19 protein-coding genes and 1 pseudogene are annotated in these 20693 nt (G+C 65.3%); 13 read left to right on the plus strand and 7 right to left on the minus strand.

Features of this window, described 5'->3' with window-relative positions; genetic code table 11:
• The first annotated feature begins 20 nt into the window (after positions 1-20).
• The 5 genes from H0S73_RS19690 to H0S73_RS19710 all read left to right on the plus strand — a co-directional run bounded on the left by H0S73_RS19690 (position 21) and on the right by H0S73_RS19710 (position 6981).
• On the plus strand, positions 21-389 hold the full coding sequence (locus tag H0S73_RS19690; protein ID WP_181053736.1) for a DUF983 domain-containing protein: 369 nt from the start codon (positions 21-23) through the stop codon (positions 387-389).
• On the plus strand, positions 389-1132 hold the full coding sequence (locus H0S73_RS19695; protein ID WP_181053737.1) for an SURF1 family protein: 744 nt from the start codon (positions 389-391) through the stop codon (positions 1130-1132). Before H0S73_RS19690 ends, H0S73_RS19695 begins: the two co-directional genes overlap by 1 nt.
• A gap of 73 nt (positions 1133-1205) precedes the next feature.
• Positions 1206-2621 (plus strand): threonine synthase, encoded by a 1416-nt coding sequence (gene thrC / locus H0S73_RS19700; protein WP_181053738.1) that lies wholly within the window; start codon positions 1206-1208, stop codon positions 2619-2621.
• Complete coding sequence (locus tag H0S73_RS19705; RefSeq protein ID WP_181053739.1) at positions 2618-3901, plus strand: M16 family metallopeptidase; 1284 nt, start codon at positions 2618-2620, stop codon at positions 3899-3901. The genes thrC and H0S73_RS19705 overlap by 4 nt, the downstream gene beginning before the upstream one ends.
• 200 nt (positions 3902-4101) lie before the next feature.
• Entirely contained in the window at positions 4102-6981 is a 2880-nt protein-coding gene (locus H0S73_RS19710) for an EAL domain-containing protein (protein ID WP_181053740.1), read from the plus strand.
• Here H0S73_RS19710 and H0S73_RS19715 read toward each other — a convergent pair whose 3' ends face one another.
• The gene (locus H0S73_RS19715) at positions 6982-7593 is read right to left on the minus strand and encodes a YqgE/AlgH family protein (protein ID WP_181053741.1); all 612 of its coding nucleotides are present in this window, start codon (positions 7591-7593) and stop codon (positions 6982-6984) included. It abuts the gene before it with no gap.
• A 102-nt stretch (positions 7594-7695) separates the two neighbouring features.
• On the opposite strand from H0S73_RS19715, the gene H0S73_RS19720 reads away from it, so the two are divergent.
• Together H0S73_RS19720 and H0S73_RS19725 are read left to right on the plus strand one after the other, a co-directional pair.
• Positions 7696-8523 carry a protein-disulfide reductase DsbD domain-containing protein gene (locus H0S73_RS19720; RefSeq protein WP_181053742.1) on the plus strand — a complete coding sequence of 276 codons (828 nt, stop codon included), beginning with the start codon at positions 7696-7698 and terminating at the stop codon, positions 8521-8523.
• A gap of 38 nt (positions 8524-8561) precedes the next feature.
• Complete coding sequence (locus H0S73_RS19725) at positions 8562-9044, plus strand: peroxiredoxin (protein ID WP_181053743.1); 483 nt, start codon at positions 8562-8564, stop codon at positions 9042-9044.
• Positions 9045-9070: 26 nt separating this feature from the next.
• On the opposite strand, the gene rnhA is transcribed toward H0S73_RS19725, so the two are convergent.
• From rnhA to ispH, 3 genes are read right to left on the minus strand one after another with little or no spacing between them, the layout of a single operon-like run.
• The gene (rnhA, locus tag H0S73_RS19730) at positions 9071-9538 is read right to left on the minus strand and encodes a ribonuclease HI (protein WP_181053744.1); all 468 of its coding nucleotides are present in this window, start codon (positions 9536-9538) and stop codon (positions 9071-9073) included.
• Positions 9535-10500 (minus strand): homoserine kinase, encoded by a 966-nt coding sequence (locus H0S73_RS19735; RefSeq protein ID WP_181053745.1) that lies wholly within the window; start codon positions 10498-10500, stop codon positions 9535-9537. Before H0S73_RS19735 ends, rnhA begins: the two co-directional genes overlap by 4 nt.
• Before the next feature lie 3 nt (positions 10501-10503).
• Positions 10504-11463: a 4-hydroxy-3-methylbut-2-enyl diphosphate reductase gene (gene ispH / locus H0S73_RS19740; RefSeq protein ID WP_181053746.1), complete on the minus strand. Its 960-nt coding sequence runs from the start codon at positions 11461-11463 to the stop codon at positions 10504-10506.
• Between the two features lie 237 nt (positions 11464-11700).
• Between ispH and H0S73_RS19745 the strand changes: the two genes are divergently transcribed.
• The 3 genes from H0S73_RS19745 to H0S73_RS19755 are packed head-to-tail and all read left to right on the plus strand — an operon-like array spanning position 11701 to position 15689.
• Positions 11701-13551 (plus strand): monovalent cation:proton antiporter-2 (CPA2) family protein, encoded by a 1851-nt coding sequence (locus H0S73_RS19745; protein WP_181053747.1) that lies wholly within the window; start codon positions 11701-11703, stop codon positions 13549-13551.
• Positions 13551-14930, plus strand: coding sequence for an MATE family efflux transporter (locus H0S73_RS19750; RefSeq protein ID WP_181053748.1), 1380 nt, complete (start codon positions 13551-13553; stop codon positions 14928-14930). The genes H0S73_RS19745 and H0S73_RS19750 overlap by 1 nt, the downstream gene beginning before the upstream one ends.
• A gap of 36 nt (positions 14931-14966) precedes the next feature.
• Positions 14967-15689 (plus strand): DUF937 domain-containing protein, encoded by a 723-nt coding sequence (locus H0S73_RS19755; protein WP_181053749.1) that lies wholly within the window; start codon positions 14967-14969, stop codon positions 15687-15689.
• Here H0S73_RS19755 and H0S73_RS19760 read toward each other — a convergent pair.
• A complete protein-coding gene (locus H0S73_RS19760) occupies positions 15686-16012 on the minus strand; it encodes a DUF1127 domain-containing protein (RefSeq protein ID WP_181053750.1) in 327 nt (108 codons plus the stop codon). The genes H0S73_RS19755 and H0S73_RS19760 overlap by 4 nt on opposite strands.
• A gap of 342 nt (positions 16013-16354) precedes the next feature.
• Here H0S73_RS19760 and H0S73_RS19765 point away from each other — a divergent pair, with 342 nt between their 5' ends.
• Positions 16355-17245, plus strand: coding sequence for a LysR substrate-binding domain-containing protein (locus H0S73_RS19765; protein WP_181053751.1), 891 nt, complete (start codon positions 16355-16357; stop codon positions 17243-17245).
• A 6-nt stretch (positions 17246-17251) separates the two neighbouring features.
• Here H0S73_RS19765 and H0S73_RS19770 read toward each other — a convergent pair whose 3' ends face one another.
• Positions 17252-18181, minus strand: a complete 930-nt coding sequence (locus H0S73_RS19770; RefSeq protein WP_181053752.1) for a DMT family transporter — start codon at positions 18179-18181, stop codon at positions 17252-17254.
• Positions 18182-18466: 285 nt separating this feature from the next.
• Between H0S73_RS19770 and H0S73_RS19775 the strand changes: the two are divergent.
• Both H0S73_RS19775 and H0S73_RS19780 read left to right on the plus strand, forming a co-directional pair.
• A pseudogene (locus H0S73_RS19775) lies at positions 18467-18754 on the plus strand (GIY-YIG nuclease family protein).
• A gap of 139 nt (positions 18755-18893) precedes the next feature.
• The gene (locus H0S73_RS19780; protein ID WP_181053753.1) at positions 18894-19532 is read left to right on the plus strand and encodes a hypothetical protein; all 639 of its coding nucleotides are present in this window, start codon (positions 18894-18896) and stop codon (positions 19530-19532) included.
• A 233-nt stretch (positions 19533-19765) separates the two neighbouring features.
• Here the strand turns inward: H0S73_RS19780 and H0S73_RS19785 are convergent, their stop codons facing one another.
• Positions 19766-20602 carry an APH(6)-I family aminoglycoside O-phosphotransferase gene (locus H0S73_RS19785; protein WP_181053754.1) on the minus strand — a complete coding sequence of 279 codons (837 nt, stop codon included), beginning with the start codon at positions 20600-20602 and terminating at the stop codon, positions 19766-19768.
• Between the last annotated feature and the right edge of the window lie 91 nt (positions 20603-20693).

A 20693-nucleotide genomic window follows, 5' to 3' on the forward strand; every position in this document is an offset into this window, starting at 1 on the left:
AACCCATCTGGAGAAAAGCCGTGGCCATTGACCCTTCCGCCCCCTCCCCCATCGTCACTGGCCTTAAGGGCCTGTGCCCCCGCTGCGGCAAGGGACACCTTTTCCAGGGCTATCTGAAGGTTCGGCCGACATGCGAGGTCTGCGGCCTCGATCTCGCCTTCGCCGACACCGGCGACGGTCCGGCCTTCTTCGTCATGTCCATCGTGGGCATCGTGGTCGTGGCCCTCGCCCTCTGGGCCGAGTTCGCCTATTCCCCGCCGATCTGGCTCCACCTCGTCATGTGGACGGCCCTGAGCATCGTCATGAGCCTCGCCCTCGTGCGGCCGCTGAAAGGGGTCCTGGTGAACCTGCAATACCACCACAAGGCCGAGGAAGGACGCTTCCGGTAGTGCCTGCCTCGTCCCGCAAAATTCGCTCGCTGATCGTCCCGGGCCTCGCGGCGCTCGTCGCGCTCGCGATCCTGATCGGGCTCGGCACCTGGCAGCTCCAGCGCAAGGCCTGGAAGGAAGGCCTCATCGGGCAGATCGAGGCCCGGGCCTATGGTCAGCCTGGGGCCATCGTCCCCGAAGCCGACTGGGCCTCATGGCGGGCCGATCAGGACGAGTTCCGCAAGGTGCGGGTGACCGGCACCTTTCTGAATGCCTTCGAAGCTCCCGTTTACGGCCTCCTTCCCGGCGAGCGGCAGGGGGCCCCGATCCAGGGCTATTACCTGATCACGCCCCTGAAGCTCGCGAACGGCGCCATCGTGATGGTCAACCGGGGCTTCGTGCCCATGGACCTGCGCGATCCAGCCCGCCGCCCCGAGAGCCAGCCTCAAGGCGAGGTGACGATCACCGGCCTCGTGCGGGCGCCCGAGGCCCGCAACCCCTTCACGCCGAACGACGACCCCGCCAAGAATCAGTGGTTCGCCCGCGACCCGCAGGCCATTGCCGCCGCCCACAAGCTCGAGCGTGTGGCGCCCTTCCTGATCGACGCGGATGCCACGCCGAACCCGGGCGGCTGGCCCAAGGGCGGCCAGACCCCGCTCACCCTGCCGAACAACCACCTGCAATACGCGGCCACCTGGTTCGGCATCGCCCTCACGCTGATCGGCGTCTTCACTGCCTTCGCGTGGCGGCGGGTAAAGGAATAACGCAGCCATAGAACCGGCTTGCCGTCGCCGGTCGCGACACCTAATGTCCGGCCGAATTTCCAGGAGATCCACCGTGCTCCACGTCTCGACCCGGGGGGAAGCCCCGGCGCTCGGTTTCGCCGATGCCCTGCTGACCGGCCTTGCCCGCGACGGCGGCCTCTACCTGCCGGAGAGCTGGCCGAACCTGCCCCAGGACACGATCCGGGACTTCGCCGGAAAACCCTATGCGGAGGTGGCGAAGGCCGTCCTCGGCCCGCTGGTGGACGGCGACATCCCGGACGCCGCGCTCGGCCGCATGATCGACGAGTCCTACGCCTCCTTCCGCCACGCGGCCGTCTGTCCGCTGACCCAGCTCGGCGACAATCTCTTCGTGCTGGAACTCTTCCACGGCCCGACGCTCGCCTTCAAGGACGTGGCGATGCAACTGCTCGGCCGCCTCATGGATCACGTGCTCAAAGCCCGTGGCGCCCGCGCGACCATCGTGGGCGCGACCTCGGGCGATACGGGCAGCGCCGCGGTCGAGGCGTTCAAGGGGCTCGATCAGGTCGATATCTTCATCCTCTACCCGCACGGGCGCGTCTCGGACGTGCAGCGGCGGCAGATGACCACGGTGGCCTCGCCCAACGTCCATGCGCTCGCCGTCGAGGGCACCTTCGACGATTGCCAATCCATGGTGAAGGGCATGTTCAACCATGCCCGCTTCCGCGACGAGCTGCAGCTTTCGGGCGTGAATTCCATCAACTGGGCCCGCGTCGCCGCCCAGGCGGTCTATTACTTCACCGTCGCCGTGACCCTGGGCGCTCCCCATCGCCCCGTCTCGTTCTCCGTGCCGACCGGCAATTTCGGCGACATCCTCGCCGGCTGGGTCGCCAAGCGCATGGGCCTCCCCATCGAGCGGCTGATGATCGGCACCAACGCCAACGACATCCTGGCCCGCACGCTCGGCTCCGGTTCCTATGAGATCAAGGGCGTGCAGCCCACGACCTCGCCGTCCATGGACATCCAGATCTCGTCCAATTTCGAGCGCCTGCTGTTCGAATCTTACGGTCGCGACGGCGAGGCGATCCGCCGCCTCATGGCGAATCTCGGCCAGTCGCGGGCCTTCACGATCGACGCCGGGCCCCTCGCCCGCATCCGCGAGGAATTCTCGGCCGAGGCCGTGAACGAAGACAACGTGCTCGCCGAGATGGCCGAGACCTATCGCACGACCGGCTACGTGCTCGATCCGCACAGCGCCGTCGGCACCCGCGCCGGACGCGCCCTTCTCAGGGCGAAGCCGGAAACGCCCGTGGTCGCCCTGTCCACCGCTCATCCGGCCAAGTTCCCCGATGCGGTCGAGCGCGCGACGGGCGTTCGCCCCGCACTTCCGCCGCACATGGCTGATCTGATGGAGCGCAGGGAGAGCTTCACGGTTCTTCCCAACGACCAGGCTGCGATCGAGCGCTTCATCCGCGAGCGCGCGCGGGCGGTCAAAGGCGCGGCCGCATGAACCAGCACTTCGTCCACGAGAAGCGGATCGAGATCACGACCCTGTCCAACGGCCTGATGGTGGCCACGGAGCGGATGCCGGCGATCGCCACGGCGACGCTCGGCGTCTGGGTCGGCACTGGCTCCAGGCATGAGCGGGCGCACGAGCACGGCCTGTCGCATCTCATCGAGCACATGGCCTTCAAGGGCACGGCCCGCCGCTCGGCGCGCCAGATCGCCGAGGACATCGAGAATGTCGGCGGCGACATCAACGCCGCCACCAGCGTCGAATACACGAGCTACACGGCCCGCGTTCTCGGCGAGAACGTGGATGTCGCCCTCGACGTCCTGGGCGACATCCTGATCCATTCGGCATTCGACGCGGGCGAACTCGCCCGTGAGAAGGGCGTGATCCTGCAGGAATACGCCGCCGTCGAGGACACGCCCGACGACCTGATCTACGACGCCTTCATGGAGACCGCTTTCTCGCGCCAGGCTGTCGGCCGGCCGATCCTCGGCACGCCGGAGACGATCAAGAGCTTCGACGAGGCGACGATCCGCGCTTTCCTGGCGCGGGAATACACGCCGGGCAAGATGGTGCTCGCCGCCGCGGGCGACGTGGACCATGCCCGGATCGTCGACATGGCTGACCGGCTCTTCGGCGGGATGCCGAGCGTCGCCCCCCAGGCACCTGAACCGGGGCACTACACGGGCGGCGAGAGGCGGATTTCGCGCAAGCTCGAACAGGCCAATCTGGTGCTCGGCTTGCCGGGTCTCTCGTTCAAAGACCCGGGCTATTACGCCGTCCACCTCTTCGCCCATATGCTCGGCGGCGGATTGACGTCACGCCTCTGGCATGAAGTCCGCGAAACCCGGGGCCTCGCCTATTCCATCGATTCTTTCCACTGGCCCTTCTCCGATTGCGGGCTCTTCGGCATCGGGGCCGGAACGGCCGGCTCGGATGTCCCCGAGCTGATGGACGTAACGCTCGCCTGCATGGCCCAGGCGACCCGCGACATCAGCGAGATCGAGCTGGTGCGTGCCAAGGCCCAGATGAAGGTCGCGCTCCTCACCGCCCTGGAGACGCCCGGCGGCCGGATCGAGCGCGTCGCGCGCCAGCTCCTGTCCTGGGGCCGGGTCGTGGCGAGCGAGGAGATCATCAGGAAGGTCGATGCCCTCGAGGTGGAGCACGTTCGCGAGGCGGGACGGCGGCTCCTGCAGGGCGCTCCGACGCTTGCGGCCATTGGGCCGATCAAGGGCGTGCAGTCTCTGGACGACATAGCCGCGGGATTGCGGGGCTGATTTTTTCTGCCCTAGCTTCCCCAACGTCACGTCTGATTCTCCTCAATCCCGCCGCAAAGTGACCTCATCGCCACTGGTAACAATAACCAACGAGTCCTGCGGACAAGTGGGGAGCGTCTCCGCCCCCACCTTGCCCTCAAGCCTCCTGACCGGTACCAATCCTGTTCCATTGTTTTAGTACCGGACGAAAGACCGAAGCATTGCGGATCGTATCTTTCGCCATAACCCTTCTTTTGGCGACTTTCCTGGGGCTGGCTTTGCCGTCCACCGGCTGGGCGGTGGAATCCGTCCGCGTCGACCCCAAGATGAAGGCCATCGACCTCACGCCGGCGATCGAGCGCTACAACTCGGACGGTGACGAAATCAGGATCTCGACCGCGCCGGGGCGCGACGGCATCGTCCGCCGCATCGCCGTGAAGGCGCGCGAGGCCGGCACCAGGCCCGATTGGATCGTCTTCGCGCTCACGAACGACACGGACGAGCAGGTGGACCGCCTCCTCGTCGCTCCGCATTTTCGCCTGACAGGGTCTGGCGTTCTGTGGCCCGACCTGGGCGCGACCCGCATCGCGGCGATCACGGCCAGCCAGGGCATCCGGCCCGACCGGGACGACAGCGAGGATGCGGATATTTTCCTCATCACCCTCGATCCGGGCACGACCGTCACCTTCGTGGCGGAGCTGCGCTCCCACAACCTGCCCCAGCTCCATCTGTGGGACGCGAACGCCTACAAGGACCGCGTCAACGGGCTGACCCTCTACAAGGGCATCATCATCGGCATCGCGGGCCTTCTGGCCCTGTTCCTCACCATCGTCTTCGTGGTGAAGGGAGCCCTGATCTTCCCGGCCGCCGCGGCTTTGGCCTGGGCGGTGCTGGCCTATGCCTGCATCGATTTCGGGTTCTTCCAGCGAGTCTTCCCGATCAGCGAGGCGACGGAGCAGATCTACCGCGCCGGCGCGGAGGCGGTGCTGTCGGCGACGCTCCTCGTCTTCCTCTTCGCCTATCTCAACCTCAACCGCTGGCACGTGCGCTACAGCCACGTCACTGCCTTCTGGCTGCTGTTTCTCGGAGCCATGGTGGCACTCGCCATCGTGGATCCACCGGTGGCCTCGGGCGTGGCGCGCATGTCCATCGCGGCCGTGGCCGGCATCGGCTTCGTGCTCGTGATCCATCTGGCGACCCACGGCTATGACCGCGCCGTGATGCTCGTTCCCACCTGGCTCCTTCTGGTGGCCTGGGTGACGGCCGCGAGCTTCACGGTCGTGGGGCAGCTGTCCTCCGACCTCGTCCCCCCGGCCCTCGTGGGCGGCCTCGTCCTGGTGGTCATGCTCATCGGCTTTACGGTGATGCAGCACGCCTTTGCCGGCGGCGCCTTCACGCGCGGCTTCGTGAACGACACGGAGCGCCGGGCCCTGGCCCTGACCGGTGCCGGCGACATCGTGTTCGACTGGGACGTGGTGTCAGACAACATCTTCGTCAGCCCCGAGGTCGAGCATCAGCTCGGACTCAAGCGCGGCTCGCTGGAAGGCCCGGCCTCGGCCTGGCTCGACCTGATCCACCCCTTCGACAAGGACCGCTACCGCCTCGCCCTCGACGCGGTGATCGAGCAGCGCCGTGGCCGCCTGACCCAGGATTTCCGCCTGCGCTCGTCGTCCGGCGCCCACCATTGGTTCCGCCTCAAGGCACGGCCGGTCATCGGCTCGGACGGCGAGGTGCTGCGCATCGTCGGCACGCTCGCCGACGTCATGGACAGCAAGACCGCCGAGGAGCGCCTGCTGTACGATGCGGTGCACGACAACCTGACGAGCCTGCCGAACCGGCAGCTCTTCTACGACCGCCTGGAAGCGGCTCTCACCTTCGCCAGCCAGGACGATGCCCTGCGCCCCACCGTGCTCGTCATCGACATCGACAAGCTGAAGGACGTGAATGCCTCGGCAGGCTATGCGGCCGGCGACTCCGTTCTGCTCACCCTGTCCCGCCGCCTGAGCCGCCTGCTCAAGCCGCAGGATACCCTGGCGCGCATCTCGGGCGACGAATTCGCCATCATCCTGCTCTCCGAGCGCGAGCCGGATCGCATCATCTCCTTCGCCGACATGGTCCGTCGGGTCGTGACGACCCCCTTCACCTATGCCGACCGTGAGATCTTCCTGACCGCCTCCATCGGCATCGCCCTTCACGATCCGCAGATCGCCGCGCGACGCGAGGAAGTGCTGCGCAACGCCGAGATCGCCATGGCCCATGCCCGGCGTCACGGGGGCGACCGGATCGAGGTGTTCCGCCCGACCATGCGCTCGGACCGCAGCGATCATTTCACCATGGAAACCGACCTTCGCCACGCCCTCGAGCGCAACGAGATGAAGGTGCTGTTCAAGCCCATCGTGCGCCTGGAAGACCGGACCATTGCCGGGTTCGAATCCATGCTGCGCTGGGATCACCCGCGCCTTGGCCGCATCGGGCCCGAAGACTTCATGTCGATTGCCGAGGAAACCGGCCTCATCATCAAGCTCAGCGTCTTCCTGCTGGAACAGACGGGCTATGAACTCGCCGCCTGGCAGAACGCGCTCGAGGTCGAGCCGCCGATCTTCGCCAGCGTCAACATGTCGAGCCATCACCTCCTGCGCCACGACCTGCTGCAGGACGTGAAGTCGGTCATCGCCCGCACGGGCGTCATCCCGGGCACGCTCAAGATCGAGATGACCGAGAGCCTCGTGATGGAGAATCCGGAATACTCGGCTCAGATGCTCGCGCGCCTGCGGGATCTCGGGGCGGGCCTCTCGCTGGACGATTTCGGCACGGGCTATTCCGCCCTCTCCTACCTGCAGCGGTTCCCGTTCGACACGATCAAGGTGGACGAATCCTTCGTGCGCCTGATGGCCTCCGGCAAGCCGGTCATCCTGCGCTCCATCGTCAAGATGGCCCATGAACTCGGCATGGAGATCGTCGCGGAGGGTGCTGAGAGCGAGTCCGAGGCCATCGAGCTCTATCAGCTCGGCTGCGAGTATGCGCAGGGGCCCGTCTTCGGAGAGCCGATGTCGACGCTGCAGGCCCGCCAGCTCGTAGGGGCCACTCCGGCTGCCGCCTGATCAGGCGTGGCCGGTTTCCATCGACAGCATGGCCGGTTCGATTCCGATCCGGCGCAGGGCCATCTCGTAGCGAAGGTCGGCGGCGGTGCTGAAGATCAGCTCCGCATCGGCCGGGCAGTTGAGCCAGCCATTGGACTGGAGTTCCAGTTCGAGCTGCCCTGCGCCCCAGCCGGCATAGCCCAGCGCCAGCACGGCGTTCTCCGGCCCGTCTCCACGGGCGATGGCGCGCAGGATGTCGATGGTCGCGGTCAGGCAGATGTGATCGTCAATCGGCAGCGTCGATTGGGCGAGGTGAAAATCCGGGGAATGGAGCACGAAGCCCCGGCTCGTCTCCACGGGTCCGCCCATCAGCACCTGCATGCTGCCCACTTTCTGCGGCAGTCTGATCCGCTCGGGCTTGGGAAGGATTTCGAGCTGGACCAGCAGGTCCGGCATGTTCAGATTGGCGGCGGGCCGGTTGAGGACGATCCCCATGGCCCCTTCGGCCGAATGGGCACAGATATAGATCACGGACCGCGCAAAGCGCTCATCCATCATGCCCGGCATGGCCACGAGGATCTGGCCGTCCAGGTAGGGGGATTCGATATCGTACAAAGGAAGCTGCGAGCCCATATCCTAAATCTGCCTTGCCGGACTTGGCCGGATCACAGGATCGTGGATGGCAAGCCCGAAGATAAATGCATAAGGGAAGCGCGTCAGGGAGGTGTCAGTTCCATGGCATTCATGCTCCGGGTCGCATCGATTGCGATTTTTTCGATTTTGTCCATTACAGCGGTCGTTGCGCAGCCCGTCAAATCACCCGCCTCCGCCCAGGGCTTCCACTCCCGCGCCCGCCTGGTCTCGGGAGGGCAGCAGGGCGATTCCTGGCTGGCTGGGATCGAGATCTCCCTCGATCCGGGCTTCAAGACCTATTGGCGCAATCCGGGCGATTCCGGCCTGCCACCCCGGTTCGACTGGTCGGCATCCGAGAACGTGGCGGATGTCGAGATCCGTTATCCCGCCCCGTACCGGCAGGAGGATGCGGCGGGCGTCGCCTATGTCTACGGCAAACGGGTTGTGCTGCCGGTTCTCGTCAAGGCCCGGGACAGGGCCAAGCCGGTCAGGCTCGCCATGTCGGCCGAATACGGGGTGTGCAAGGACATCTGCATCCCGGCCCGGGCCGACATGAGCGTGGATCTGACAGCGGACGGCCCGGACCGCAGCGCCATCGAGGCCGCTTTGGCGAAGGTGCCGCGCCCGCAGGTTCTTGGAGCGCAGTCGGAGCTGTCCGTGCTTTCCGTCGAGCCGGTAACACAGGACAAGCCGACCCTCTCCGTCACGGTCCGCGCGCCGGACGGGGCCAAGCCATCCCTTTTCGCCGAGGGGCCGGAGAACTGGTATCTCTCGACCTCCCAGCCCGACGATGCCAATCGCTTCACCGTGACGGTCGAGGAGAAACCCAAGGACGCCTCGGGCCTGATTCCCGTGCGTCTGACCCTGGTGGCAGGGGGTAAGTCCATCGAGACGGAAGTCAGCCTCGACGGCAACGGGCAGCCGCGCTAGGGATGAGCACCTATCGGTTTCAGTTCGGAGATCAGCCCATGCCCATCCAGGTTGGAGAACGCCTTCCCCAGGTCACCTTCCGCGTCATGACACCGGACGGCCCCGTGGCCAAAACGACGGACGATCTGTTCAAGGGCCGCAAGGTGGTTCTCGTCGCCGTGCCCGGCGCCTTCACGCCGACCTGCCACCGCAACCACCTGCCCGGCTACGTGCAGAAGAAGGACGAGATCAAGGCCAAGGGCGTCGACGCGATCCTGGTGACCTCGGTCAACGACGTCTTCGTCCTCGAAGCCTGGGGCAAGGCCTCCGACGCCGAGGGCATCGAGTTCCTGTCGGACGGCAATGCCGATTTCGCCAAGGCCATCGGCCTGTCCATGGACGGAACGGGCTTCGGACTCGGCATGCGCTCGCAGCGCTATTCCATGGTCGTCGACGACGGCGTCGTGAAGGCGATCAACGTGGAGGACGCGCCCTCCAAGGCGCAGCATTCCGGCGCCGACAACATCATGAAGGATCTCTGATCCTTCGCGCCTAAGAAGCCGGAGGGTCAGGCGCCCACTCTCCGGCCGCTCTTCTTGAAGGGCTTCATGGCCGCGACGGCCAGCTCGTCGACGCGGATATTGGTCGGATCGTCCGCGTGGCCCTTCACCCAATGCCAGGCGACGTCGTGCCGGGCGGCGGCTTCGTCGAGCTCGCGCCAGAGGTCCTCGTTCTTCACCGGCTTGTTGTCGGCCGTGCGCCAGCCGCGCCGTTTCCAGTTGTGCATCCATTGGGTGATGCCCTGGCGCACATATTGCGAATCCGTGAACAGATCCACCGCGCAGGACCGCTTGAGGGCGTTCAAGCCCTCGATGGCCGCACGGATTTCCATGCGGTTGTTGGTGGTGTGAGCCTCCCCGCCGGAGATCTCCTTCTCGCTGCCCTTGAAGATCAGGATCGCCCCCCAGCCGCCCGGCCCGGGATTCCCCGAGCAGGCGCCGTCCGTGTAGATCGTTATGCGTTCCGGGGCGCTCATGCTTCGAGTCCGTATTCGCGCGCATGCTTCACATGGCGATGGAAGTTGAGTTTTCGGTCGTATTCCAGCGGGTCCTTCGGCTTGACCAGCGCCCCCGGGGGCACGTTGAGCCAGTCCACCAGGCGGGTCAGCATGAAGCGCATGGCCGAGCCGCGACAGAGGACCGGCAGGGCCTCGACCTCGTCCGCATCGAGCCTGCGGACGCTCTGATAACCCGCCAGCATCGCCCGGCCCTTGGTGAGGTTGAACGAGGCATCGATCTCGAAGCACCAGGCGTTGAGGCAGATCGCGACGTCGTAAGCGAAAGCATCCGTGCAGGCGAAGTAGAAGTCGATCAGCCCGGAAACCTCCGAGCCGATGAAGAACACGTTGTCGGTGAACAGGTCCGCATGGATGATGCCCGACGGCAGGTTGCGGGGCCAGGCCTCAGCCAGGTTCGCGAGCTCCCGGCGCGTCCGTTCGGCAAGCCCCGCCGATACCGTGTCGGCCTGGGCCTCGGCCTGTGCGAAGAGCGGCGCCCAGGCGTTCAGGGACAGGGCATTGGGCCGCCGCATGGAAAAGTCCTGGCCGGCCAGATGCAGCTTCGCCAGGGCCGCGCCGAGGGCGCCGCAATGCTGCGCCGTCGGGCGGCGGACCGCGATGCCTTCTAGGAAGGTGATGATGACCGCCGGCCGGCCAGCGACCCGGCCCAGGGCCTCGCCCCGGCGGTTGTTGACCGGCAGCGGACAGTTGAGCCCCTTGAGCGCCAGATGCTGCATCAATCCGAGGAAGAAGGGCAAATCATCCTCCCGCACCCGCTTCTCGTAGAGGGTGAGGATGTACGAGCCCTTCGTGGTGTGGAGGAAATAGTTCGTGTTCTCCACGCCCTCGGCGATGCCCTTGTAGGACAGGACCGTGCCGATATCGTAGGTTTCGAGGAAACCCGAGAGCTCCTCGTCGCTGACTTCCGTATAGACTGCCACCGCTTACTCCGCCGCCTGCTCACGAAGCTCGCGAGGCAAAGGAAAGAACACGCTCTCATCCGCCGTCGACACGCTCTCGACCGAGACGTCGTAGCGCTCGGCAAAGGCGTCGATGATCTCCTCGACCAGGATCTCGGGAGCGGAGGCCCCGGCCGTGATGCCGAGGCTACGAATATCGCCGAACAGGCTCCAATCGATGTCCTCGGCCCGCAGGATCAGCCGGACCAGGGGGCAGCCCTCCCGCTCGGCGACCTCGCGCAGGCGCTGGGAATTGGACGAATTGGGCGAGCCCACCACGATCATGGCATCGACCTGGGGCGCCACGCGCTTGACCGCACCCTGGCGGTTCGTCGTGGCGTAGCAGATGTCTTCCTTGTGCGGGCCGACGATGGCCGGGAAACGGGCCTTCAGGGCGTCCACCATGTCCTGGGTGTCGTCGACCGACAGGGTCGTCTGGGTGACGAAGGCGAGATTGTCCGCATCCGCCGGGTCGAGCCGGGCAATGTCGTCCACATTCTCCACCAGGGTGGTGGCCCCCTCGGGCAGCTGGCCCATGGTGCCGACCACCTCCGGGTGGCCCGCATGGCCGATCAGGATGATGTGCCGGCCGCGCTTGTGGTGAACCTGCGCCTCCCGGTGCACCTTCGTCACCAGCGGACAGGTGGCGTCGATCCCGAAAAGGTTGCGGGCCTGCGCGGCCTCCGGCACCGATTTGGGAACCCCGTGGGCCGAGAAGATGACCGGAGCCTTCGTGTCGGGCACCTCGTCGAGTTCCCGGACGAAGACCGCGCCCTTCCGCCTCAGGTTTTCCACGACATATTTGTTGTGCACGATCTCATGGCGCACATAGACCGGCGCCCCATGGATGGCGAGCGCCTTCTCGACCGCATCGATGGCACGGACGACCCCGGCGCAGAAGCCGCGCGGGGCACAGAGCAGAATGTCGAGAGAGGGCTTCGTCATGATCCGGCGATGTGGCGAGACGAAGCCCCTCCTGTCAAGCGGGAGCGACGCTTATTCGCGGCGGAGGCTTGGCGTTCCATCCCCGTGCCCGAACGGGAGAGGGACAAAAAGGGAGGCTTCTTCACCACCCTGTGCGGCAAGGCACGAAACACGGCATTCCGGGCCAAGAAACGCTCGCCCTCGCCGCTCATAATCCCTAGAAAGGTGAGGCAGCCCCTCAAGTCCCCCTGATCGTCCATGGCCTCCACCGCTTCCCATGTCAGCTTCCTGCCGCCCGTCCTGACCTTCTGCGGGGCGGCCGTCGTGGCCGTGCCCGTGTTCCGGCTTCTGGGCTTGAGCGCCGTCCTGGGCTATCTCGCGGCCGGCGTGGCCATCGGTCCGTCGGGCCTGAGCCTCGTGGAGGATCCGCAGACCATCGCCACCGTCGCGGAACTGGGCGTGGTGCTGCTCCTGTTCATCATCGGCCTGGAGCTGAAGCTGTCCCATCTCTGGGAGATGAAGCGGGACATCTTCGGCCTCGGCTTTGCCCAATTGGCCGTGACCACCCTCTGCCTCGGCGGCGCGGCCTATGCGGTCGGCTTCACGCCCAAGGCCTCGTTCGTGACCGGCGCGGCCGTGGCACTCTCGGCAACGGCCATCGCCCTGCAGATGCTGGGCGAGCGGAACGACCTGCAGACGCCTTACGGCCAGCGCTCCTTCGCGATCCTGCTGTTCCAGGACCTGTCGGTCGTTCCGCTCCTGGCTGTTCTGCCCCTTCTCGCCTCCGGCGCGGCCGCGGAGCACGGCTCGCTGATGGACCGCCTTCTCGCTGTCGGCGAAGCCCTGCTCGGCATCGGCGCAGTCGTGCTGATCGGCCGCTATGGACTCAATCCTTTCTTTCGCATTCTCGCCCGCAGCGGCGCCCGCGAGGTCATGACCGCCTCGGCCCTGCTCGTCGTGCTCGGTGCCGCCCTGCTCATGCAGGAGGTCGGGCTCTCCATGGCGATGGGTGCGTTTCTCGCGGGACTCCTGCTCGCAGAATCGAACTTCCGGCATCAGCTCGAGGCCGATATCGAACCCTTCCGCGGCATGCTGCTCGGCCTGTTCTTCATGAGCGTGGGCATGTCGATCGATCTCGCTCTGGTCCGCGAGCAATGGCTCCTGCTCGCCATTGCGACGCCCGTCGTCATCATCGGCAAGAGCCTTCTCATCGCCATCCTGTCGCGGCTGTTCGGCGCAAGCTGGCGCGATGGACTGCGCTCGGGAGCGCTGCTGTGCACGGCGGGCGAGTTCGCCTTCGTCCTGCTCCCCGTCGCGACGGGCCTCGGCCTCATGTCCATGGCCGAGGCGCAGCCCGTCACGGCGCTGGCCGCCATCACCATGCTGCTGGGCCCGCTCCTGTCGACCTTCGTGGAGAGAGTGTTCGCCAAGACTAGCGAGAGCGAGGAGCAGCCCGATGAATCAGGCCTTCTCGGCCAGGAAGGCGAACTCGAAAGCCGCGTGCTCGTGATCGGCTTCGGCCGCTTCGGCCAGATCGTGAACCAGGTTCTTCTGGCACAGGGCATCGAAGCAACCGTGATCGACAAGGATGTGGAACGCATTCGCGATGCGGGACGTTTCGGGCTTCAGGTCTATTACGGGGATGGGACCCGCCTCGACGTGCTGCGCGCCGCCGGGGCCGAAAAGGCCGAGATGATCTGCATCTGCATCGACGATCACGATGCCATCCTGAAGATTATCGAGATCATCCACGAGAACTTCCAGAATGCACGGAGCTTCGTGCGCGCCTTCGATCGCATCCACGCCATCGAACTCATGAACCGGGACGTGGATTACCAGATCCGTGAGGTGTTCGAATCCGCAATCGTGTTCGGGCGGGCGGCGCTCGAGGAACTCGGGACCGAGCCCGAGGCAGCCGCAGCCGCGGCCAACGACGTGCGCAAGCGCGATATCGCGCGCCTCGTGCTGCAGAAGGAAGTCGGCTCCATGGGCGGCGCCGAGCTGGTTGTCGGCTCCAAGATCACGCCCGAGCCTCTCACCGTTCCCACGAGCCGGGCCAGGGCTCTCAGTCCCGAGACGCGGGATATTCTCGGCGAAGGCGTGTTGTGATGGATTCCAGTCCCTCCCTGAAACCGGCCGATCCGCCGAACGAGCCCCCACGCTTCGTCGTCGGCTCGACCATGCGTCACGTTCTCGTCATGACGGGAACGGGGGCGGCCGGCCTCGTGGCCATCTTCATCGTCGACCTCGTGTCGCTTCTCTACATATCCTGGCTGAACGACCCGAGCCTGACGGCCGGCGTCGGCCTCGCCACGGTCGTGATGTTCTTCACGATCTCGATCAATGTGGGCCTGATGATTCCCATCGGCGCGCTCGTCTCCCGGGCTCTCGGGGCGCGCAGGCCGAGCGATGCGCGTCGATTGGCGACTTCGTGCAGCATCCTCATGGCGGCCGTCGCGGCTTTGGTCAGCCTCATCATCCTGCCCCTGCTGCCCATGATCCTGACCATGATCGGCGCCAGCGAGCAGACCTACGAGGTGGCGCGGAACTTCCTCTGGATAGCGCTGCCGACGAACGTACTCATGGCCATCGGCATGGCGTTCTCCACCGTCCTGCGCGCGGCGGGCGACGCCAAGCGCAGCATGTACGCCACTTTGTCCGTGGCTGCCGTCACCGTCGTCCTCGATCCGATCCTCATCTTCGGACTGGGCCTGAAAACCAACGGCGCGGCGATCACCATCAACATCGCGCGCGTCGCCTATGTCTATGTGGCCTTTCTCTATCTCACGCGCGCTCACGATCTGCTGAAGCGGCCCAACTGGGCTGAACTCATCGCCGATGCACGACCGTTCTTCGCCATTGCGATCCCGGCCATTCTCACCAACATCGCGGCGCCTGCGGCCAACGCGTTCTTCACGGGCGTCATGGCACGGTTCGGCGATCAGGCGATCGCCGCTTCCGCGATCATCGACCGCGTCACTCCCGTGGCCTTCGCCGGGGTCTTCGCGCTCGCCGGCGCCATCGGTCCCGTGCTCGGACAGAACTGGGGAGCGCAGCGATACGACCGGATGAAGCAGACGCTCAGGGACTCACTGACCTTCACGATCGTCTATGTGGGCAGCGTGTGGCTGCTCCTCGTCCTCGTGCAGGTTCCGATCACACGGGCCTTCAATGCGCCTCCGGCGACCGCCGAGATCGTCCAGGTCTTTTGCCAGCTCAGCGGCTTCATCTGGTTCTTCGTCAGCCTCGTTTTCATGGCGAATGCCTCTTTCAACAATCTTGGCTATCCGCTGCTTTCAACCTTCTTCAACTGGGGCCGGGCCACGCTGGGGATGATCCCCTTCGCCTATTTGGGCGCGGAAATCGGCGGGCCCAAGGGCGCCCTCGTGGGGATCGGGGCGGGATCCGTGGTCTTTGGGATCGCCGCCGTCATCACTGCGTTCTGGACAATCCGGCGTTTGGAGAGGCAAGCTGTTCTCGCGATGTGATATCCTGAAGATCGTTTCGCATTCGAGGAGGCTGCCATGTTCAACTGGTTCGATCTGATGCGCCAAGCCCAGACCAGTGCAGCCCTGGCCTCCCTCGCGCAGCAATTCAACCTGTCGGGCGATCAGACCCAGAAAACCATGGCGGCCTTTATGCCGGCCTTTGCCATGGCGCTGCAGCATGCCACCGCCCAAAGCGACCCGGCCCGCCTCTTCCAGCCGATGATGAGCGGCGCCTTCCAGAATTTCTGGCAGGCTGCCGGGAACCCCTTCACGCCACAGGCGCAGCAGGAGGGCAGACGGCTGCTGGACCAGCTCTTCGGCTCCGATGAAGTCAGCCGCCGTGTGGCGCATCAAGCTGCCGATTTTGCGGGGATCAGCACCGAGACCATGCAGCAATTGCTGCCGCTTCTGGCCGGCATCATGGCTGGGGGCATGTCGCACTGGATGGCCGCGCACGCACAGGCCCTGCAATCCTTCGCCTCCTCAAAAGACAAGCCAGGCAGCGCCAACCCCTGGTCCGATCTCTGGGCCGGATGGATGACGGCGACGAATCCTGAAAAGAAGCATGCCAACCCGTTCGAGGACATGATGGCAAGCGTTCTCAAGGCGCCACCGCCGAAAGCCCCGCAGGAGGAGCCGCCCTCCACCCCGTCCTTCGACGAGATGATGGAAAAAGGACGCGAGATGCAGTTGCAATATCTCGCGTCCCTCCAGTCGATTTTCACCGATGCCTGGCACGGCCAGGACAAGAAGGGTTAGGCGCAGCGCTTGACCGGCCTCACCATGGGAACCACGGGTCGGACCGGCTTCGCCGAATGATCGGGTCTCTCGGCGCGGGAGTGTCGCTCCGCGCTTCGAACCAACACCCATGACGGATTGCGGATGAGAGGCTCGTCGAGCGCACTCGTCACATCGCTGCGGGTCAGGCCGATATCCGCGAGCATCCGGTCGTCGAACTCGGCGAGATGCCGGACCTCCCGGCGATGCTTCAGAGCGACGGCGAGATTCGTGAGCGCACGGGCCAACAGCCCGAGAGCCGCCGTTCCCGAGAAGGCCATGGACGGAAATGCAGACCGTTTCATCGGAGGTCTCCTTGTTCTCACGTTGGATTCGTCGGCTTTAGAACGCTGTGGAATGGGCGTTCCAGGCGTTCGAGGCGTTTCAGGGTGTTTCAACGGCCGTTCCAGGAGCGTTCCAGGGAGTTAGGCTGGAACGTTTCAACGCGTTCCAGCATCCGTTCCAGGTTAATATTCCACGACGTTCCACGAATTTTCATGGAAGCTCCTGCCAGTGACCTTCCATTCAACCCATTGATTTTCCTGATTTTCCCTCAGAATTTGGGAGATCGTATCAGACGAATATCATCACTTGAAACGATTGTTTGAGATATGTATCATCAACATGATTGATGATGAGGGATTGCCATGCATCTGCTTGATATCGACCAGCTCCGGACCTTCGTGGCCATTGCCGATACGGGGTCGTTCACCCGCGCGGCGGAGATCGTGCACAAGACGCAGAGCGCGGTGTCCATGCAGATGAAGCGGCTGGAGGACCGGGTCGGCAAGGCGATCTTCGAGCGCGACGGGCGCCTGTCGAAGCTCACCGACGAGGGCGAGCGCCTGCTCGACTACGCGCGCCGGATCGTGCGGCTGAACGCGGAATGCATGGCCTCCTTCAACGAGCACGAGCTGACCGGCCGGGTGCGCTTAGGCCTTCCCGACGATTACGCCGACCGCTACCTGCCGGAGATCCTGGCCCGCTTCTCGCGCTCGAACCCGAAGGCCGAGGTGACGGTGGTGTGCGAGCCGAGCCACAACCTGATCGAGCGCGTGCAGCACGGGGACCTCGACCTCGCGATCATCACCCATGTGGACCGGCGCGGCCCGTCCGAGATCGTGCGCATCGAGCAGCTGCTCTGGGTGACCTCGGCCCGGCACGGGGTGCATGAGGAGACCCCCGTCCCCCTGGCGCTCGGCCGTCCGAACTGCGACTGGCGCCATTCCGCCACGGAGGCCCTGGAAAGCGCCGACCGCGCCTTCCGCGTCGCCTATGTGAGCTACCACTCGACCGCCGTGGGCGCGGCGGTCCTGGCAGGCCTCGCGGTCTCGGTGCTGCCGGAGAGCGCCGTGCGCCCCGGCATGCGCATCCTCGGGCCGTCCGACGGCTTCCCGGCCCTGCCCTCGTGCAAGATCGGCCTGATCCGCGCCCGGGGCGAGGAGAACCCGCTCGCCGACGCGCTCGGCTTCCACATCAAGCAGTCTCTCGACAATCTCGGCTCGACCCGCCCGATGGCTCCGCTCGCCGCCGAGTAACCCCGCTCACTTCGCCACGGGCCTGCGCAGCACGAGCACGTTGCCGAGAAGCGCCAGCACGACGCCGATCACGGCGAGCGGCGTCCACACATAGCCCTCGATCAGGGTCGAGACCGTGAGCGCCACGATGGGAAACAGCACCGTGGCGTAGCCCGCCCGCGCGGCCCCGAGCCGCCGCAGCAGGGTGAGGTACGACATGAAGGCCAGCACCGAGGCGCCGATGGAGAGATAGATGAGCGAGCCGATGTACTTCACCGTGGGCTCGATGATGAAGGCGTTGCCGCGCAACAGGTTCAGCGCCAGCAGCACGGCGCAGCCATAGGTCATGCCCCAGGCGGTGGCGGACAGAAGCGGCACGCCCCGGCGCTGCACGACCGTCGAGATCATGTTGCCCGAGCAGAAGAACAGGGTGCCCATCACGCAGAGCGCCAGGCCTTTCAGCGCCGCCGCGTTGAAGCCCGCGCCGGTGATCTCCGGCCAGAACAGGAACAGGATACCCAGAACCCCGATCACGCCGCCGAGCGCCACCCTCGGCTCGACCCTCTGCCGGAACACGAGGAAGCCGAGCACGAGGTTGAACACGGAGGCAAGCGAGAACACCACCGAGAGCAGCCCGGACGGCACGCTCAGCCCCCCGTAATAGAACGAGATGAAGTTGAACGAGAACAGGCAGCACCCGACCGCCGCGAAGCGCAGGTGATCGGCGAGCGCGAAGCGCACCCGGTGCCCGGTGGCGAGCACCCAGCCCCACATGAGCGCGGCCGCGAGCAGGAAGCGCCACAGCACGGACATCTCCGGGGCCACCACCCCGAGCTGCGCCCGGATCCCGATCCAGCTCACGCCCCACAGGAACACGGTGGCGGCATAGAGCCCCAGGGTCGTCCCGTCGAGCCCTTTCAGGCTTTGACCCGGCATGGCGGCGCTCGCATGACTCATGACATTCCCGTCCCACTCGAAGCCACCGGAATACGCTCGGGAAAGCATCAGCACAAATGATGATAACTGATCGATCACCCTTGGAACGGTGATGAAACGTTCCAGGATCTTCCCCAAGGGAAATCCCTGGAACGCCCCGTTGGAACGGCGCTGGAACGGTTGGAACGGCTGAAACGGGCGTTCCAGCGGGATATTGCCCTAGCGGGAGGTCGACCCGGATGGGAGGTTTCAGACATTGCAGGAGCCATGAAACTTCCTATCATGGCGTCGCCATGTGAGAAGCCCATGCCCTACTATGTCTATCTCCTTGCGAGCCGCCGCCACGGCACGCTCTACCTGGGTTTGACGAACGATCTTGCGCGACGAGTCGACGGGCACAAACGCAAGATCGTTCCCGGCTTTTCCGCCACCTACGACGTCTCCCGTCTCGTCTGGTACGAGGTCTAGGACCGGATCGACGAGGCCATCGCCCGCGAGAAAAGCCTCAGGAAGTGGCGCCGCGACTGGAAGATCACCCTGATCGAGGAGATGAACCCCGATTGGTCGGACCTTCATGCCAGCTTGAATCGGTGAAGAACTCACGCCCGCTCTTGTCATTCCGGCGCGCGCCTGCGGCGCGAACCTGGAATGACGACTCTGGCCGACCTTGACCGGGCTCTGTGCCATACTATATTGTTCATGTTTTGTTCTTTCATCATGAAGACCGATTGCCATGACGTCCCCCTCTTCTCCCACCCCGGATCACGCGAGTTCCTCGGGGTTCCGCCAAAAACTCCCGCCGGAGCGGATCGCCCTTTTGCGCGAATGGGTGGAATGCACCACCCGTTCCTTCAAGAAGATCGGCCAGGAACTCGGCATCTCGCCCGCGACCATCTCGCGCTATGCCAAGGAAGGCGGCTGGAAGCGCCCCGCAGGGCCCCTCCCCCGCCCGCCATCGTCCGACGCAACCCGGCGCCCGCGAGCCGCCGCAACGCCGCCCGCCATCCGCCCCGGCCCTCGGCGCCGGCCTGTCCCCTCGACCCATGCGCGCGAGCACCTCGTCGAGCGGCTCTGGAGCCTCGCGGAGCGCCATGCCGAGAGCCTGGAGACCCAGCCCATCGAGCGCACGGAGCGCTCCCTCCAGCCGCTGGCCCGCCTCACCCGCACCCTCGGCGAGATCGACAAGCACGTCCGCCCGCCCCTGCCCGCCCGCGAATACGAGGCGGATTACGAGATCGACGCCCCCAAACCCCGCCGCACGCTGCACGAGCTGCGCGACGAACTCGCCGCCCATCTGGAGCGCATCAACCGCGAGGAAGGCGACGGCTGGGAGGTGCGGGAATGGTGGTTCAAGGATGGTGCGGGGATTTGAGGGATGTGCCTCACGTCCGGAAGAGATCGCCGGCGGACATTGAGCAAGCCGCAACCGTCTTCAGCTTTTGACCCAAAGGCGACGTTTCGAGCGTGCCTCTAGGCCTGATACGTCAGTCCATCACAAGCCGAATTGAAGATCTCGTTGGAGCAATTAGCAATTTCAACGTCTTCGCTGCCGCACGGTGAACCTAATAGCCCTCTCTCAACTTCACGATAGGATGGACGGACAGGCTAGCGTAACAGGCCACGCGCCATCGCGTTGATCGTGAGGTCAATAGCAGCGCCTTTGTCGTCGCCGTCGCCGATGAACCAAGCCGCCGACAACCCCGTCCATGCGACGATCCAGCGAAGGAGTCGCGCGGGCTCGCTCCCTGTCGCGCGGATCACGATCGCCAGCCGGGTCTCCAGTCGACCCGGCAAGGTGGAAAGCGGCCGGCTGGGATCGCTGAGATCGGGGTTTGTGAAGATGTTGGCATAGTCGAAGGTTCGTTCGCCCAGGAGCCCATGGGGGTCGATCGCCAACCACCCTCGCTCGCCGAAATCGAGCACGTTCTCGTGGTGCAGATCGCCATGGAGCGGACCGACCGCGTACGGAGCGGCCAGAAGCTGGCGTGCGGTCTCGGCCGCTGGGGCAAGTACCGCGTGTTCCGGCGCGAGTTGAAAGAGTGGCTGGAACCAGACCTCCAGCGGGTGCAGCACGGGAGGTGGGCTGCGCCGTGGCATGTGTAATCGGGCCGCCGTATCACAAAGGATCCGGCAGGCTTCGTCATCCTGGCCTGACCAAGCCATCTGTGCCAGATTGCGGGTCTCTATGGCCCGTTCCATGAGCAGGGCGCCTGGAGAAGAGGCGAAGACCTTGGCAGCGCCCTGACCATCCCACCACGACATAAGATGATAACCCGACTGCTCGTCAGGGATGCGGGCGACTTTCAGCATAGCGGATGATCCCTCGTGTCGAACCGGAAGGACCCAACTGGAACGCGTAGTCAGTAGGGGCCCATCAGGGACCAAGTGCCACGCGTTCAGGAACTCTCCGACCTTCGGCGGAAAGGCGGCATGCACGCCCATTAGAACTCTCCTCAAATCGTCCATCGGATCCGACGCCGATCTGGACGGCCGCTTTGGGCAGTTACGGTATTTTCGCCAATCATGCGCGCCC

The organism is Microvirga mediterraneensis, from assembly GCF_013520865.1.
Taxonomy (GTDB): domain Bacteria; phylum Pseudomonadota; class Alphaproteobacteria; order Rhizobiales; family Beijerinckiaceae; genus Microvirga; species Microvirga mediterraneensis.

Coding starts and splice junctions, on each gene's coding strand:
- H0S73_RS19705 (WP_181053739.1), top strand. CDS start 2,618: ATGAACCAGCACTTCGTCCACGAGAAGCGGATCGAGATCACGACCCTG.
- H0S73_RS19715 (WP_181053741.1), bottom strand. CDS start 7,593: ATGGGCTCGCAGCTTCCTTTGTACGATATCGAATCCCCCTACCTGGAC.
- H0S73_RS19720 (WP_181053742.1), top strand. CDS start 7,696: ATGGCATTCATGCTCCGGGTCGCATCGATTGCGATTTTTTCGATTTTG.
- H0S73_RS19725 (WP_181053743.1), top strand. CDS start 8,562: ATGCCCATCCAGGTTGGAGAACGCCTTCCCCAGGTCACCTTCCGCGTC.
- rnhA (WP_181053744.1), bottom strand. CDS start 9,538: ATGAGCGCCCCGGAACGCATAACGATCTACACGGACGGCGCCTGCTCG.
- ispH (WP_181053746.1), bottom strand. CDS start 11,463: ATGACGAAGCCCTCTCTCGACATTCTGCTCTGTGCCCCGCGCGGCTTC.
- H0S73_RS19745 (WP_181053747.1), top strand. CDS start 11,701: ATGGCCTCCACCGCTTCCCATGTCAGCTTCCTGCCGCCCGTCCTGACC.
- H0S73_RS19750 (WP_181053748.1), top strand. CDS start 13,551: ATGGATTCCAGTCCCTCCCTGAAACCGGCCGATCCGCCGAACGAGCCC.
- H0S73_RS19755 (WP_181053749.1), top strand. CDS start 14,967: ATGTTCAACTGGTTCGATCTGATGCGCCAAGCCCAGACCAGTGCAGCC.
- H0S73_RS19760 (WP_181053750.1), bottom strand. CDS start 16,012: ATGAAACGGTCTGCATTTCCGTCCATGGCCTTCTCGGGAACGGCGGCT.
- H0S73_RS19765 (WP_181053751.1), top strand. CDS start 16,355: ATGCATCTGCTTGATATCGACCAGCTCCGGACCTTCGTGGCCATTGCC.
- H0S73_RS19770 (WP_181053752.1), bottom strand. CDS start 18,181: ATGAGTCATGCGAGCGCCGCCATGCCGGGTCAAAGCCTGAAAGGGCTC.
- H0S73_RS19780 (WP_181053753.1), top strand. CDS start 18,894: ATGACGTCCCCCTCTTCTCCCACCCCGGATCACGCGAGTTCCTCGGGG.
- H0S73_RS19785 (WP_181053754.1), bottom strand. CDS start 20,602: ATGGGCGTGCATGCCGCCTTTCCGCCGAAGGTCGGAGAGTTCCTGAAC.